The organism is Klebsiella sp. GN_Kp190 (assembly GCF_040061795.1).
Classification (GTDB): domain Bacteria; phylum Pseudomonadota; class Gammaproteobacteria; order Enterobacterales; family Enterobacteriaceae; genus Klebsiella; species Klebsiella michiganensis.
Genome location: NZ_JBEAFN010000005.1, coordinates 221,201 through 236,154, shown reverse-complemented (window position 1 = coordinate 236,154; position 14,954 = coordinate 221,201). Strand labels below are relative to the sequence as shown.

At 55.8% G+C, this 14,954-nt stretch carries 15 protein-coding genes; 8 read left to right on the top strand and 7 right to left on the bottom strand.

The features are described from left to right. Window positions 1-103 precede the first annotated feature (103 nt). From cysB to acnA, 3 genes are all read left to right on the top strand, one after another. Entirely contained in the window at window positions 104-1,078 is a 975-nt protein-coding gene (cysB, locus tag ABLU67_RS03120) for an HTH-type transcriptional regulator CysB (RefSeq protein ID WP_004121248.1), read from the top strand. Window positions 1,079-1,323: 245 nt separating this feature from the next. Next, entirely contained in the window at window positions 1,324-1,491 is a 168-nt protein-coding gene (locus ABLU67_RS03115) for a YmiA family putative membrane protein (protein ID WP_004121247.1), read from the top strand. Between the two features lie 395 nt (window positions 1,492-1,886). Then, window positions 1,887-4,559, top strand: a complete 2,673-nt coding sequence (gene acnA / locus ABLU67_RS03110; RefSeq protein ID WP_049070223.1) for an aconitate hydratase AcnA — start codon at window positions 1,887-1,889, stop codon at window positions 4,557-4,559. Between the two features lie 57 nt (window positions 4,560-4,616). On the opposite strand, the gene ribA is transcribed toward acnA, so the two are convergent. Next, the gene (gene ribA / locus ABLU67_RS03105) at window positions 4,617-5,207 is read right to left on the bottom strand and encodes a GTP cyclohydrolase II (protein ID WP_004121245.1); all 591 of its coding nucleotides are present in this window, start codon (window positions 5,205-5,207) and stop codon (window positions 4,617-4,619) included. 162 nt (window positions 5,208-5,369) lie between these two features. Between ribA and pgpB the strand changes: the two genes are divergently transcribed. The 5 genes from pgpB to yciH all read left to right on the top strand — a co-directional run bounded on the left by pgpB (window position 5,370) and on the right by yciH (window position 9,013). After that, window positions 5,370-6,137, top strand: coding sequence for a phosphatidylglycerophosphatase B (pgpB, locus tag ABLU67_RS03100; protein WP_004850159.1), 768 nt, complete (start codon window positions 5,370-5,372; stop codon window positions 6,135-6,137). A gap of 135 nt (window positions 6,138-6,272) precedes the next feature. Next, window positions 6,273-6,581, top strand: a complete 309-nt coding sequence (locus tag ABLU67_RS03095) for a LapA family protein (RefSeq protein ID WP_014229014.1) — start codon at window positions 6,273-6,275, stop codon at window positions 6,579-6,581. A gap of 6 nt (window positions 6,582-6,587) precedes the next feature. Continuing rightward, window positions 6,588-7,757, top strand: coding sequence for a lipopolysaccharide assembly protein LapB (lapB, locus tag ABLU67_RS03090; RefSeq protein ID WP_004850164.1), 1,170 nt, complete (start codon window positions 6,588-6,590; stop codon window positions 7,755-7,757). 192 nt (window positions 7,758-7,949) lie between these two features. Beyond that, window positions 7,950-8,687 (top strand): orotidine-5'-phosphate decarboxylase, encoded by a 738-nt coding sequence (gene pyrF / locus ABLU67_RS03085; protein WP_014229016.1) that lies wholly within the window; start codon window positions 7,950-7,952, stop codon window positions 8,685-8,687. Beyond that, window positions 8,687-9,013, top strand: a complete 327-nt coding sequence (gene yciH, locus ABLU67_RS03080) for a stress response translation initiation inhibitor YciH (RefSeq protein ID WP_014229017.1) — start codon at window positions 8,687-8,689, stop codon at window positions 9,011-9,013. Before pyrF ends, yciH begins: the two co-directional genes overlap by 1 nt. A gap of 97 nt (window positions 9,014-9,110) precedes the next feature. On the opposite strand, the gene osmB is transcribed toward yciH, so the two are convergent. The 6 genes from osmB to fabI form a co-directional block, all read right to left on the bottom strand. Further along, window positions 9,111-9,329: an osmotically-inducible lipoprotein OsmB gene (osmB, locus tag ABLU67_RS03075; RefSeq protein ID WP_004139496.1), complete on the bottom strand. Its 219-nt coding sequence runs from the start codon at window positions 9,327-9,329 to the stop codon at window positions 9,111-9,113. A 277-nt stretch (window positions 9,330-9,606) separates the two neighbouring features. Then, complete coding sequence (locus ABLU67_RS03070) at window positions 9,607-10,356, bottom strand: DNA-binding transcriptional regulator YciT (RefSeq protein ID WP_348852154.1); 750 nt, start codon at window positions 10,354-10,356, stop codon at window positions 9,607-9,609. Window positions 10,357-10,426: 70 nt separating this feature from the next. Beyond that, window positions 10,427-10,609, bottom strand: coding sequence for a hypothetical protein (locus ABLU67_RS03065; protein WP_004121231.1), 183 nt, complete (start codon window positions 10,607-10,609; stop codon window positions 10,427-10,429). A 176-nt stretch (window positions 10,610-10,785) separates the two neighbouring features. Continuing rightward, window positions 10,786-12,720, bottom strand: a complete 1,935-nt coding sequence (locus ABLU67_RS03060; protein WP_064358858.1) for an exoribonuclease II — start codon at window positions 12,718-12,720, stop codon at window positions 10,786-10,788. An 81-nt stretch (window positions 12,721-12,801) separates the two neighbouring features. Further along, complete coding sequence (locus tag ABLU67_RS03055) at window positions 12,802-13,959, bottom strand: carboxymuconolactone decarboxylase family protein (protein ID WP_148850028.1); 1,158 nt, start codon at window positions 13,957-13,959, stop codon at window positions 12,802-12,804. Between the two features lie 182 nt (window positions 13,960-14,141). Continuing rightward, window positions 14,142-14,930, bottom strand: a complete 789-nt coding sequence (gene fabI / locus ABLU67_RS03050) for an enoyl-ACP reductase FabI (protein WP_004121225.1) — start codon at window positions 14,928-14,930, stop codon at window positions 14,142-14,144. Window positions 14,931-14,954 lie beyond the last annotated feature (24 nt).

The following is a 14,954-nucleotide window of genomic DNA, read 5'->3' as shown; positions in this document are numbered from 1 at the left end:
ACGGCGAGTCGCAGGGAGGTTCGGGCTAGCCCGTCCACCGCCAAGTGACCTGAGCGTAAAATGTATTAAGCGGGTTTATTTTACGTGCTATCGGATATCAGCCATGAAACTACAGCAGCTCCGCTATATCGTTGAGGTTGTTAACCATAATCTGAACGTCTCCTCCACGGCCGAAGGCCTGTACACCTCACAGCCGGGCATCAGCAAGCAGGTTCGCATGCTGGAGGATGAGCTGGGAATTCAGATTTTCGCCCGCAGCGGCAAACATTTGACCCAGGTCACGCCCGCAGGCCAGGAGATCATACGCATCGCTCGCGAGGTCCTGTCGAAGGTCGATGCGATCAAATCGGTAGCGGGTGAGCATACCTGGCCTGATAAGGGGTCGCTGTACGTAGCAACTACCCACACCCAGGCCCGCTACGCGCTACCGGGCGTTATCAAAGGCTTTATCGAACGCTATCCCCGCGTCTCCTTGCACATGCATCAGGGGTCGCCAACGCAAATCGCCGAGGCGGTGTCGAAAGGCAATGCTGACTTCGCTATCGCGACCGAAGCGCTTCATCTTTATGATGATTTGGTGATGCTGCCGTGCTACCACTGGAACCGCTCCGTGGTCGTCACGCCAGAGCATCCGCTGGCGTCGCGAGAGTCGGTATCGATTGAGGAGCTGGCGCAGTATCCGCTGGTGACTTATACCTTCGGCTTCACCGGCCGCTCCGAGCTGGATACCGCCTTTAATCGCGCCGGCTTAACGCCGCGCATCGTTTTCACCGCCACCGACGCCGATGTGATTAAAACCTACGTGCGTCTGGGCCTTGGGGTAGGGGTAATTGCCAGTATGGCGGTGGATCCGGTTTCCGACCCGGACCTGGTGAAGCTGGACGCCAATGGTATTTTCAGCCACAGCACCACGAAAATAGGTTTCCGTCGCAGTACCTTCTTGCGAAGCTATATGTATGATTTTATTCAGCGATTTGCGCCGCATCTGACCCGGGATGTGGTCGATACTGCCGTTGCTTTGCGCTCAAATGAAGATATTGAAGCGATGTTCAAAGATATTAAATTACCGGAAAAATAACCACAGAAAAAATAATGGCATCCTCTCGGGGATGCCAAAGCCTATAATGGCCTGAAATGGAATATCTAAACCTCGTCTGAATCACAATTTTCGTTAACTCCTCGTACCACATTTGCAAATATACCTGCCGCGATCAAATTAATGATGAAAGATATCTGCTGAAAAGCGAATTCACTGGATTAATAGTCAATCCATAATTAAGATTTATCTGTGGTTAGTAATTCTTAGCGATTGGTGGTGAAAAAATGATTAGTGATATCGATTATATGAAGTTTGCGATGTCACAGGAACGTGACAAGACTGAGATAGATCCAGTTTTGAGAAGTAAGGCCTGGAGCGCCGTTATCCTTGGGCTTGCGATGTTCTGGAGCGTCATTGCTCTGGTTGTCTGCAACGTTTGGTTACTAAGCTAGAGCACCTTCCAGTCACAGCGGTTATGTCAGTTTTATGACAAGTGAATTATTGAGAATTATTTCTATCTGATAAAATAGCGGTAATAAGGAGGATATAATTTTTCCCTTTTTAGACTCGCTCGATAAATTTTCTCTATTGGACTAATCGCCAGAATAATGGCGATTAGTCTTTCTTTGTACTCGTGTACTAATACGACGCGCTCGCCGACGCAAACCTGACTTCTTCAATCCCTCTCAATATATCCGCCCTCATTATTCAAATTTCCTGTCTTAATGCGTTACGCCTATTTTAGCAATTTGGGTTGTTATCAAAATGTTACATCAAAGATGTGTTATCTTTAATAATGACCCTGAGGAGGATCAGGGGATGCTATCCCTAAGGTAAAGGAGGAGCTATGTCGTCAACCCTACGAGCAGCCAGTAAGGATACGCTCCAGGTTAAAGATAAAACCTGGCATTACTACAGCTTACCGCTGGCCGCTAAACAACTGGGCGATCTCTCGCGCTTGCCCAAATCGCTCAAAGTGCTACTGGAAAACCTGCTGCGCTGGCAGGACGGCGATTCCGTGACCGCCGAAGATATTCATGCCCTGGCCGGATGGCTGAAGCATGCCCATGCCGACAGGGAGATTGCCTACCGTCCGGCGCGCGTCCTGATGCAGGACTTTACCGGGGTTCCTGCCGTGGTGGACCTGGCGGCGATGCGCGAAGCGGTCAAACGCCTGGGCGGCGATACCGCCAAAGTGAACCCGCTTTCGCCCGTCGACCTGGTGATTGACCACTCGGTCACCGTAGACCGTTTTGGTGACGATGATGCTTTTGAAGAGAACGTCCGGCTTGAGATGGAGCGCAACCATGAGCGCTACGTCTTTTTGCGCTGGGGGCAGCAGGCATTCAGCCGCTTCAGCGTAGTACCGCCGGGTACCGGTATTTGCCACCAGGTAAACCTCGAATACCTTGGCCGGGCGGTGTGGAGCGAACAGCAAAACGGCGAGTGGGTGGCTTTCCCCGACACCCTGGTCGGCACCGATTCCCATACCACGATGATTAACGGTTTAGGCGTTCTGGGCTGGGGCGTCGGCGGTATCGAAGCGGAAGCCGCCATGCTCGGTCAGCCGGTTTCCATGCTGATCCCGGACGTTGTTGGCTTCAAGCTGAGCGGCAAGCTGCGTGAAGGCATTACCGCGACGGACCTGGTCCTGACGGTCACCCAAATGCTGCGTAAACACGGCGTTGTGGGTAAGTTTGTTGAATTCTACGGCGATGGCCTCGATTCTCTGCCGCTGGCGGACCGCGCGACGATTGCCAATATGTCCCCGGAGTATGGCGCGACCTGCGGCTTTTTCCCGATCGATGCGGTAACGCTTGACTATATGCGCCTGACCGGCCGCAGCGAAGAGCAGGTGGCACTGGTAGAAGCCTATGCGAAAGCGCAGGGCATGTGGCGTCAGCCCGGAGATGAACCGGTATTCACCAGCACGCTGGCGCTGGATATGGGAACCGTTGAAGCCAGCCTGGCCGGCCCGAAACGCCCGCAGGACCGCGTAGCGCTCGGCGATGTGCCCCAGGCCTTTGCCGCCAGCACCGAGCTGGAAGTTAATCACGCGCAGAAAGATAAACGGCCAATCGACTACACGCTGAACGGACAGCAGTATTCGCTGCCTGACGGCGCGGTGGTGATTGCCGCCATTACCTCCTGTACTAACACGTCGAACCCCAGCGTCCTGATGGCCGCCGGCTTGCTGGCCAAAAAAGCCGTTGAGCGGGGGCTGAAACCGCAGCCGTGGGTTAAAGCGTCGCTGGCTCCCGGGTCGAAGGTCGTTTCCGACTATCTGGCCCACGCAAAGCTGACGCCGTATCTTGATGAACTGGGCTTCAATCTGGTCGGCTATGGCTGTACCACCTGTATCGGTAACTCCGGACCACTGCCGGACCCGATCGAGCGCGCAATCAAGCAGGGCGATCTGACCGTCGGGGCTGTGCTCTCCGGGAACCGCAACTTTGAAGGACGTATTCATCCGCTGGTCAAAACCAACTGGCTGGCGTCGCCGCCGCTGGTGGTCGCCTACGCCCTGGCGGGGAATATGAATCTCGATCTGACCCGTGAGCCGTTAGGGACGGGTAAAGATGGTCAGCCGGTGTATCTGAAGGATATCTGGCCGAGCGGCATCGAAGTCGCGCAGGCGGTTGAGCAAGTCTCAACGGAGATGTTCCGTAAAGAGTACGCCGAAGTGTTTGAAGGGACAGCCGAGTGGAAGGCGATTAAAGTGGATCGCTCTGATACCTACGACTGGCAGGATGATTCCACCTACATTCGCCTGTCGCCGTTCTTTGATGAGATGGGCGTTGAGCCTAAACCGGTAGAGGATATTCACGGCGCGCGCATTCTGGCCATGTTGGGCGACTCGGTTACCACCGACCATATCTCCCCGGCGGGCAGCATTAAAGCCGACAGCCCCGCGGGCCGTTATCTGCAAAATCACGGCGTCGAACGCATTGATTTTAACTCCTACGGCTCCCGTCGCGGCAACCATGAGGTGATGATGCGCGGGACGTTTGCCAATATTCGTATTCGTAACGAAATGGTCCCCGGCGTGGAAGGGGGGATGACCCGTCATCTTCCGGATAGTCAACCTATCGCTATTTACGATGCCGCTATGCTCTACAAAGCGGAGGGCACGCCGCTGGCGGTGATCGCAGGCAAAGAGTACGGTTCCGGCTCCAGCCGCGACTGGGCGGCTAAAGGACCGCGTTTGCTCGGCGTCAGGGTGGTGATTGCCGAGTCTTTCGAGCGTATCCACCGCTCCAACCTGATTGGAATGGGGATTTTACCGCTGGAATTCCCGCAGGGGGTGACGCGTAAAACGCTGGGACTGAACGGCGAGGAGCGGATAGATATCAGCAACCTGCAGGCTCTGCAGCCCGGTATGACGGTGCCGGTCACGCTGACGCGCGCGGATGGTCGGCAGGAAGTGATTGAGTGCCGCTGCCGCATCGATACCGCGACTGAGCTGACCTACTATCAGAACGACGGTATTTTGCACTATGTGATCCGCAATATGCTGTAAACCCGCGTCTGATATAAAAAGGGCCAGCACAGGCTGGCCCTTCATTTTTCATCGGAATTACTTGCTCAGCAGGTGCCCCATTTTGGCAGCCTTAGTATCCAGATAGTGGGCATTTTTCGGGTTGCGTCCCACGATCAGCGGCACGCGTTCCACAATGTTAATTCCCGCTTCAGTCAGAATTTCGACCTTCTTCGGGTTGTTGGTCAACAGGCGTACCTGGTCGACGTTGAGCAGCTTAAACATATCTGCGCACAGCGTGAAGTCGCGTTCATCGGCGGCAAAACCCAGCTGATGGTTGGCTTCCACGGTGTCATAGCCTTGATCCTGTAACGCGTAGGCGCGGATTTTGTTCAGCAGACCGATATTGCGCCCTTCCTGGCGGTGATACAGCAGAATGCCGCGCCCCTCTTCGGCAATATGCGACAACGCCGCTTCCAGTTGAAATCCGCAATCACAGCGCAGGCTAAAAAGGGCGTCGCCCGTTAAACACTCAGAGTGTACGCGAGCCAGAACCGGGGATTGCCCCGAAATATCGCCAAATACCAGCGCGACGTGATCCTGCCCGGTTGCCAGTTCTTCAAAACCCACCATGAGAAAATCGCCCCATGGGGTTGGCAGTTTGGCTTCTGCCACACGTTTAAGCTGCATGTGATTCTCCAGATTCTATCAGCACCTGACTGTGCTTCTGTTTGCCGCTATTTTGCCACAATGGCGCGACGTTCTCCTAATTGCGTAGGGTTAGCTGCGCGCAAAGCGCACAAACGAACTACTTTCCGTTATGATATTGAGGTTAATGAATAAGGAGACGAGATGCTGTTGATTGCCAGACGAACCGCCGTTGGCGCGGCCCTGTTATTAATCATGCCTGCTGCGATCTGGATTTCGGGCTGGAAATGGCATCCCGGGCTGTCGGCAGGGACGATGAAGCTGCTGTACTGGGTGACCGAAACGGTGACGCAGCCATGGGGCATCATTACGCACGTTATCTTATGCGCCTGGTTTCTGTGGTGCCTGCGTTTTCGTCTGCGAGCGGCGATAATGCTGTTTCTCATTCTGGCCGCAGCGATACTGGTTGGGCAGGGAATGAAGACGTGGATTAAAAGCCGCGTCCAGGAGCCTCGTCCCTTTGTCATCTGGCTGGAGCAGACGCAGCAGGTGCCGGTCACGCAATTCTACGCGTTGAAACGCAAAGAACGCGCTAAACTGGTGCATGAGCAGCTGGCGCAAGAGCAGCAAATCCCCGGATTTTTGCGCAAGCACTGGCAAAAAGAGACCGGCTTCGCTTTCCCATCTGGCCATACGATGTTCGCTGCCAGCTGGGCGCTGCTCGGCGTTGGTTTGCTGTGGCCGCGGCGTCGCTGGGTCACCCTGGCGCTGCTGCTAACGTGGGCGACGGCGGTGATGGGCAGCCGCCTGGCGCTGGGCATGCACTGGCCGCAGGATCTGATCGTCGCAACGCTGATTTCCTGGCTACTGGTGACCCTGGCGACCTGGCTTGCCCAGCGGTTCTGCGGCCCGCTATCGCCGCCGGGAGAAGAGGCGCAGGATATTAAAAAAAGGGCGGCAGCGCCGGAATAATGTTGATATTACCCCTGTCAGGCCGCATATCCTGTACTGGTGTCATGCATTTCCATTTCACCGCTGCGGCGAAAATGGTACTTTATAGGGCTGAACGCGGGATTTTTTCGCGCAACCCACAGAACGGGAAGTCATGTGAAATATTTTCTTATTTTCTTACTGGTGTTAGCCATCTTCGTCATTTCAGTGACGCTGGGCGCGCAGAATGACCAGGTGGTCACGTTCAACTATCTCCTCGCGCAGGGTGAGTTCCGTATTTCGACGCTGCTGGCCGTGCTTTTTGCTGCCGGTTTTGCTATCGGCTGGCTGATCTGCGGTCTTTTCTGGCTGCGCGTTCGCGTCTCTTTGGCGCGCGCTGAGCGTAAAATTAAGCGTCTGGAGCATCAGATCGCGCCAGCCAGCGCTACGCCTGCGGAAGCCGGTGTTCCTGCGGTGAAGGAATAATCATTTATGCTGGAGTTGTTGTTTCTGCTTTTGCCCGTTGCCGCAGCGTATGGCTGGTACATGGGGCGCAGAAGTGCACAACAGTCCAAACAGGACGATGCGAGCCGTCTGTCGCGTGACTACGTTACAGGGGTCAACTTCCTGCTGAGCAATCAGCAGGATAAAGCCGTCGATCTGTTCCTCGATATGCTGAAAGAGGATACCGGCACCGTCGAAGCCCATCTGACGCTGGGCAACCTGTTCCGCTCGCGCGGTGAAGTTGACCGCGCTATCCGCATCCACCAGAGCTTAATGGAAAGCGCCTCGCTGACTTACGACCAGCGCCTGCTGGCGGTTCAGCAGCTGGGGCGCGATTATATGGCCGCCGGGCTCTACGATCGGGCGGAGGGGATGTTCAAACAGCTGGTGGATGAAACGGATTTTCGCCTGAGCGCCCTGCAGCAGCTGCTGCAAATTTATCAGGCAACCAGCGACTGGCAGTCGGCGATAGAAGTGGCCGAGCGTCTGGTTAAGCTGGGGAAAGAGAAACATCGCGGCGAAATCGCCAATTTCTGGTGTGAATTGGCGCTGCAGCAAATGGCGGGCAACGATCTGGATAAGGCGATGGCGCTGCTGAAAAAAGGCGCCGCGGCAGATCGCAACAGCGCTCGCGTCTCCATCATGATGGGTCGGGTATGGATGGAGAAGGGCGACTATGCCAAAGCGGTAGAGAGCCTGGAGCGGGTGATTGAGCAGGATAAAGAACTGGTGGGTGAAACCCTGGAGATGCTGCAAACCTGTTACCAGCAGTTAGGGAAAACCGACGAGTGGGAAGCATTTTTGCGCCGCTGCGCGGAGGAAAATACCGGCGCTACGGCCGATCTGATGCTGGCGCAGATCCTCGAACAGCGGGAAGGGGTTGACGCCGCGCAAAACTACGTGACTCGCCAGCTGGAGCGTCATCCGACGATGCGCGTTTTCCATAAGCTAATTGATTACCACATCAATGAAGCCGAAGAGGGGCGCGCGAAGGAGAGCCTGGGCGTGCTGCGCCACATGGTGGGCGAGCAGGTCCGCAGCAAGCCGCGCTACCGCTGCCAGAAATGCGGCTTTACCGCCCATACGCTGTACTGGCACTGTCCATCCTGCCGGTCGTGGTCAACCATTAAGCCCATTCGCGGACTCGACGGGCAGTAATTTTAAAAAAAAGCCGCACTTTAGTTACAACATACTTATGGATTATTATGTCCGTCTCCTCCGGCTACGGCTATTAAGACGTCCGGCAGGGAGGGAAATGCAGCCTGTTATTTTCGGCTTATCGCAGGTAGAATGCTGCCCGTTTACCTTTTTTGCGCCGAACCGGCGCTCATCAACAATTAAGGTCCGGTCATGACGTCTACTGCAACATCTTCTTCCCGCGTTGTCACATCCTCTCCCATCGTCGTTGCTCTCGATTATGATAACCGTGATAAAGCGCTGGCGTTTGTCGACCGTATCGACCCGCGCGACTGCCGGCTCAAGGTTGGTAAAGAGATGTTTACCCTGCTGGGGCCGCAGTTTGTTCGCGACCTGCACCAGCGCGGTTTTGAGATTTTCCTCGATCTAAAATTTCACGATATCCCGAATACCACGGCGCGTGCGGTCGCCGCAGCGGCAGAGCTTGGCGTCTGGATGGTTAACGTTCATGCCTCCGGCGGCGCGCGTATGATGACCGCCGCACGTGAGGCCCTGCTGCCTTTCGGAAAAGATGCGCCGCTATTAATTGCGGTAACGGTGTTAACCAGCATGGAAGCCAGCGATCTGCAGGATCTGGGCATTACGCTTTCTCCGGCGGACCACGCCGCGAAGCTGGCGGCGCTGACCCAGCGCTGCGGGCTGGATGGCGTTGTCTGTTCGGCGCAGGAGGCGGTTCGCTTTAAACAAGAGCTGGGCCAGGCGTTCAAGCTGGTGACGCCTGGCATTCGTCCGCAAGGTAGCGACGCGGGTGACCAGCGGCGCATTATGACGCCGGAACAGGCGCAGGCGGCGGGGGTAGATTACATGGTGATTGGTCGTCCGGTAACGCAGTCTGCCGATCCGGCCGCCACCCTGCGCGGTATCAACGCATCGTTGAATAAGGGGGTATGATGAGCGATTCCAACAGTCGTCTGGTTTATTCAACGGACAGCGGTCGTATTGATGAGCCCAAAGCGGTACAGGCGCGTCCGAAAGGGGACGGTATCGTACGTATCCAGCGCCAGACCAGCGGGCGCAAGGGGAAGGGCGTGTGTCTGATTAGCGGAATAGATGAAAGTGACGACGCGCTGGCTAAGCTGGCTGCCGAGCTGAAAAAGAAATGCGGCTGCGGCGGGGCGGTAAAAGATGGCGTGATTGAAATTCAGGGCGATAAGCGTGACTTGCTCAAATCGCTTCTGGAAGCCAAAGGCATGAAGGTTAAGCTGGCTGGCGGTTGATTAATAATAAGGCCACGATAAATATCGTGGCCTTTATTTTTGTGCTGGTGTACTGGTCAGCAAATATAAACTTTCATTTTATTGTTCGTGGTTAATATTATTTACCCACCTGGTGGCCGATAATCCCGCCGACTGCCGCGCCGCCGAGGGTACCCAGGGTGCTGCCGTCCGTTAATACCGCACCGCCCAGTGCACCGGCACCTGCGCCGATAGCGGTGTTACGGTCGCGTTTAGACCAGTTAGAACAAGCGCTCAGAGACATTGCAACAGTGACGGCCAGAACCACAGCGGCCATTTTTTTGTTCATTGAAGTCATCATTTTTTTTCTCCTGAATAATCTATTCATGGATACAACTTCCCTTAAGCATAGCTTGTTACGCCAGCCCGGGGGGTATTCCATGAAGCTTTAGTTGCGCAGGTGTTGCTCTATTCACGCAGGTGATAGTTACTTCCTGTTATATCGCTAACATTAATTCTACTTTCTATAAATTTTTCAGGCAGGTAAAAAGTCTGAATTCAGATGTCAGAAAAGTCTCAGACCAGGGCGATGCCGGGGAGAGCCCGGCAAAGCGGCGGTAAGGCAGAAATAAGGATCAGGGATGGTTAACGATATCGACGGCTAAACCGCACTGGGTTAACTGGTTGCGCACGGCATCATTGAGATTATCATCGGTGATAATGCGGTTGAAGCGCCCTATCGGGCCGAGCGGATAGGGATGAACCACGTTGAATTTCGAGCTATCGCTCAGCACAATCGCTTCACAGCCCTTTTCAAGCACCGCGTTGACCACGTCAGCACGCATCATATCCCGTCCGGTAAATCCGGTTTCAGCCTGCCAGCCGTCAATGCCAATAAAGGCCTTGCTGAAGTGGACCTGCTGAATAAACTGACGGGTTAGCGGACCCACCATACTTTCACTGCGCTTTTGATAGATCCCGCCCAGCAGGATGACTTCTCCAGGCGTCTCTTTCAGCAGATGCGCAATATAGCTGCTGACGGTGATGATAGTGATATCGCCGCGCTCGGCAAGCGTACGGGCGAGCAGGGCGTTGCAGCTCCCGTTTTCGATAAACACCGTTTCCCCGGGCGAAACGAGCGTAGCGGCCCGCGCAGCCAGCTCTCGCTTAATGGCGAAGTTGGTCATCATGCGGGTTTCCACATCTTCACTATCCAGCGGAACGGCGAAGCCGTGGGTACGCCGCAGGTAGCTCTGTTTCTCGAGTGAATTCAGATCCTGGCGAATGGTGACTTCAGAGACACCGGTCATCTTCGCGAGATCGGCCACGCTCATACGGCCTTTATCGATGACCATTTGCAAAATACTTTGTTGTCGGGCGTTCATAGCAACTTCGCAGTTAAGGGCTATTTGGGCGCGATCGGCCCTGGATGGCCGATGGCGACGATGAAGATTATCAAATTTCCCACGGCGCTTTAGGCTGACCGGGTTTATTTTCCTGCTCGTCGCTGGAAAGCGCCTGCAGTTCAGCTTTCAGAATTTCCAGATTATGGATTGCGGAGTGATAATCCCCGGCAACCAGAATATCCAGCACGGTATCGATTCGTTGGGCGAGCAGGCGGGCATTCAGATCTGACATGGCGTTATCCTGGTTACAAATGTGAATAAAATCAATGATGCTAAAAACGGATGAAAAAGAGAAGCGAAAAAAACGCACAAACTAACTCATCTACAATGATTCGTGGGCAACGCGCAGAAAAACAACGGGAAGGGCTAAAATGCGGCTCCATATAAGGGAGCCGCACAGGTGAACTATCAGGCGGCTGGACGCGCAATCACGCTACGGGTTTCCATGCGCACTTCGGCAATCGTGACGTCGATAACATCCGTGACTTTGTAGACGACTTCGCCTTTGATCTGCACGGTGCCGTTTTCCTGGCTGCACACCAGTTCATCGCGCACGGCGTGAAGGAACGGCGCCGGGATAAAGGCAACCGCGCCGTTATCAACCAGACGCACGCGCATGCCGCCGCGGCTGACATCGATAATCTCAGCTGCAAACCGGGTAGTGGTGCCGGCCTGCGGATTCAGATAGCGGGCGTACAGCCAGTCTCCAACATCGCGCTCCGCCATGCGGTTGAGGCGACGGCGTTCAGCCATTTGGATCGCAACGTCATCCTGCGGGCGGGAGATCGCTTCCCCTTTGATAATCGCTTTCAGCAGACGATGGTTAATCATATCGCCGTACTTACGGATCGGGGAAGTCCAGGTCGCATAGGCCTCAAGACCCAGGCCGAAGTGCGGGCCCGGCTCGGTGCTGATTTCCGCAAACGACTGGAAGCGACGAATACGGCTATCGAGGAAACCAGACGGCTGCGCGTCCAGCTCGCGACGCAGCTTGCAGAAGCCTTCCAGCGTCAGCACTTCCACCGGGTCAATGTGCACATCGTGAGTCTTCAGTAAGGCCGCGAGCTGCTCGGTGTTGGCCGGATCGAAACCGGTGTGGACGTTATAAACGCCGAAACCGAGTTTGTCGCGCAGCACGCGGGCGGCACAGATGTTGGCGGCAATCATTGACTCTTCAACGATGCGGTTGGCGATACGACGCGGTTCGGCGACGATATCCAGCACTTCGCCCTTGTCGCCAAGCACAAAGCGGTAATCCGGGCGGTCCTTGAATACCAACGCGTGGTTTTTACGCCATTCGCTACGGCGCAGGCAGGCCTCCTGCAGCAGCTTAATTTGCTGGGCGATAGTCTCGCTTCCCGGCTGCCAGCCACCGTTATTTTCCAGCCAGTCGGAAACATCATCGTAGGCCAGCTTCGCTTTCGACTCGATGGTCGCCGCGAAGAACTGAATATCATCTTCGATGGTGCCGTCATCCGCGAGGATCATGCGGCAGGCCAGAACCGGGCGAACCTCGTTGGGGCGCAGAGAGCAGAGGTCGTCCGAGAGCTCGCGCGGCAGCATCGGAATGTTGAAGCCCGGCAGATAGTTGGTAAAGGCGCGAATTTTCGCCGTGTTGTCCAGCTTGCTGCCTTCGGCAATCCACGCGGTCGGATCGGCGATAGCGACGGTCAGATGCAGCTTGCCGTCAGCGGTTTGTTCAACGTACAGCGCATCGTCCATATCTTCGGTGCTGGCGCTGTCGATGGTCACGAAAGCCAGGGCCGTTAAATCACGGCGTTCCAGACCTTCATCAAGCATCTCGGTCGCCACGCCGTCCGGCGCTTCTTTTTCCAGATTATGACGCGCCAGGGTGACCCACCATGGAACGAAATGATCGTCGCCGTAGGTAATGTACTGGGTGAGCTCAGCGTAGAAACCGCGGTCGCCTTTCAGCGGATGACGGCGCATTTCGGCAACGGCCCAGTCACCCTCTTTAAAATCATGCTCTACGCCGCGCGCGGCGCGGCAAGGAATGGCATCTTTCAGCAGCGGATGGTCAGGAACGATGGAAAGACGATCGTCTTTCTTATGAACTTTGCCGACAAAACGCGTCAGGAACGGCTCAACCAGTTCTTCAGGCTCAGCGCTTTCGCGTTCCTTTTCAGTATTGACCACGGCGATAATACGATCGCCATGCATCACTTTTTTCATTTGCGGCGGCGGAATGAAATAGCTTTTCTGCGAGTCGACTTCGAGGAAGCCAAATCCTTTTTCCGTCCCCTTAACGACCCCTTCAACGCGCGGAGTCTGGGAATGCAGTTGCTGTTTAAGCTGCGCTAGCAGCGGGTTGTCCTGAAACATAATTTCGTATTTTCGTGGCTAAAAGAGCGGCTGACATTTTTACGCGAATATGCCTGCCGCAGCAAGCGCTGTTTCAGCATTTTACGTCTCCTGACGTACATTCCCGAGGGCGATTTTCAGCCGATTCATCCAACCGCACAGCCCGCACCAGGCGAGTAGATCGATAGCCGCGCTACGGGAAAGCCCGTAATCAGTGAGGGGAGTTAGCTGGGCGGCGCTGAAGCGGTCGGGCGCGCGGGTCAAAAGCTGTACGGATTGTAGAAGCTGGCGTTCCATTGACGGGTTGTCTCCCCATGGCTGGACGCCGGGTTCATTACCACGCAAAGCGTCCGTGAGATCGGCTAAATCTGGACATCGCGAGGCCCACGCGTTAAAGCAGCTGATGCTGCCATTAATCCGCGCAGCGATCAGCGCCACCTGCGCGGCGAACGGTTGCCGATCGCTGAGGTGGAACAGGAGCTGCTCCTGCAGAGCCAGAGGAGGTTCCTGAGCCGCCAGCAGCGGGGCCAGTTCAAACAGGCCCGGATGTTTTCGCCAGTTCGCTAAAAGAGACTGGCGCTCATCGTCGGCATAGCGTAAGTCCGCGTCGTCAAGTCCTGGCTGCCAGTCACTCTCCCTCGCGACGAAAAGCGCTTCCGGGGCATCTTCCTGCTGCGGCATGCCGGGGATCCAGCGCACCGGGTAACCCAGCGCGGCATGGAAGGCGGCGATAGCGCGGGCCTGGAAGCTGATAAAGCCAATAATCTGATTGATAAGGATAATATCGCGACTGGTCAGGCCGACTTCGTCCAGCTGGCTGCGGGCGAGCGCGTTGATCAGCGAAGGAGAGCTCGCGAGCTGACGCGCGTACTGGGTAATTTGCGCCAGACGACGGTTGCTCTCACGCGAGGAGTCCGGGCCGGGAAGCGGCGCCAGGCGAGCGGCGTAGTGATTACACAGGCGCTGTACGCCATAAACCTGGGCGACGGTCAGCGCCGTACTTAGCCGGTCATAGGCGCTAAATGTCTGTAGACGGTTAACCGTCACTGACGCGGGAAAGAGGGCATCTGCCAGCCGACGGGCCGGCGTAAGCCAGCGCGCATGCGCCTCGAGCAGCTCCCGGGGGAGAGTCAGATCGAGTAGAAAACGATCTTCGACATGGGCGGCTTCAGGGACGAGCGGCAATACATCCACCGGGCAGATTGTTGACTGGGTCTCATGATACCAGTGGTTTTTGCCGTTAACGCGGCGTTGCTCCATGGGCGTTCCTTGTTCGGTATGTGGCAAACCGCCGTTTCGCGGTCATGCTATGCGGAACTATCCTGGCTTAACCCTGGAGCGGGAGAAAATATTGATCCGTGCTAACAAATAGCGGATTGGAATAACAGAAGGAAAGCGCGGGGGAAATACTCCTCCTCGCGGGCACGAGGAGGGTAACGAACTTATTTCAGTTCCAGCTCGTTCATGGCGGCGATGCTGAAGCCGCCGTCAACGTGAACGACTTCGCCGGAGATGCCGGCAGACAGGTCGGAGCACAGGAATGCTGCGCTGTTGCCCACGTCTTCAGTGGTGACGGTGCGACGGATCGGGGTGACCGCTTCGCAGTGCGCCAGCATCTTACGGAAATCTTTAATACCGGAAGCCGCCAGGGTACGGATCGGACCGGCAGAGATGGCGTTAACGCGAACGCCTTCCGGGCCCATGGCGTTCGCCATGTAGCGCACGTTAGCTTCAAGAGAGGCTTTCGCCAGACCCATCACGTTGTAGTTCGGGATGGCGCGCTCTGCGCCCAGGTAGGAGAGCGTCAGCAGGGCGGAGCCCGGGTTCAGCATACCGCGGCAGGCTTTCGCCATCGCCACAAAGCTGTAGGCGCTGATATCGTGAGCGATTTTGAAACCTTCACGAGTGACCGCGTTAACGTAGTCGCCGTCCAGCTGGTCTGCCGGCGCAAAGCCGATAGAGTGAACGAAACCGTCGAACTTCGGCCACACTTTTGCCAGCTCGGTGAACAGAGACTCGATGCTCTCATCTTCCGCGACATCGCACGGCAGGACGATATTAGAGCCCAGCGCGGCGGCAAATTCTTCCACACGACCTTTCAGTTTTTCGTTCTGATAGGTGAACGCCAGTTCAGCCCCTTCACGGTGCATGGCTTGCGCGATGCCGTAGGCGATGGACAGTTTGCTGGCAAGGCCAGTCAACAGAATGCGCTTACCGGAAAGAAAACCCATAGCTTTTAATCCTTATCGTTATTG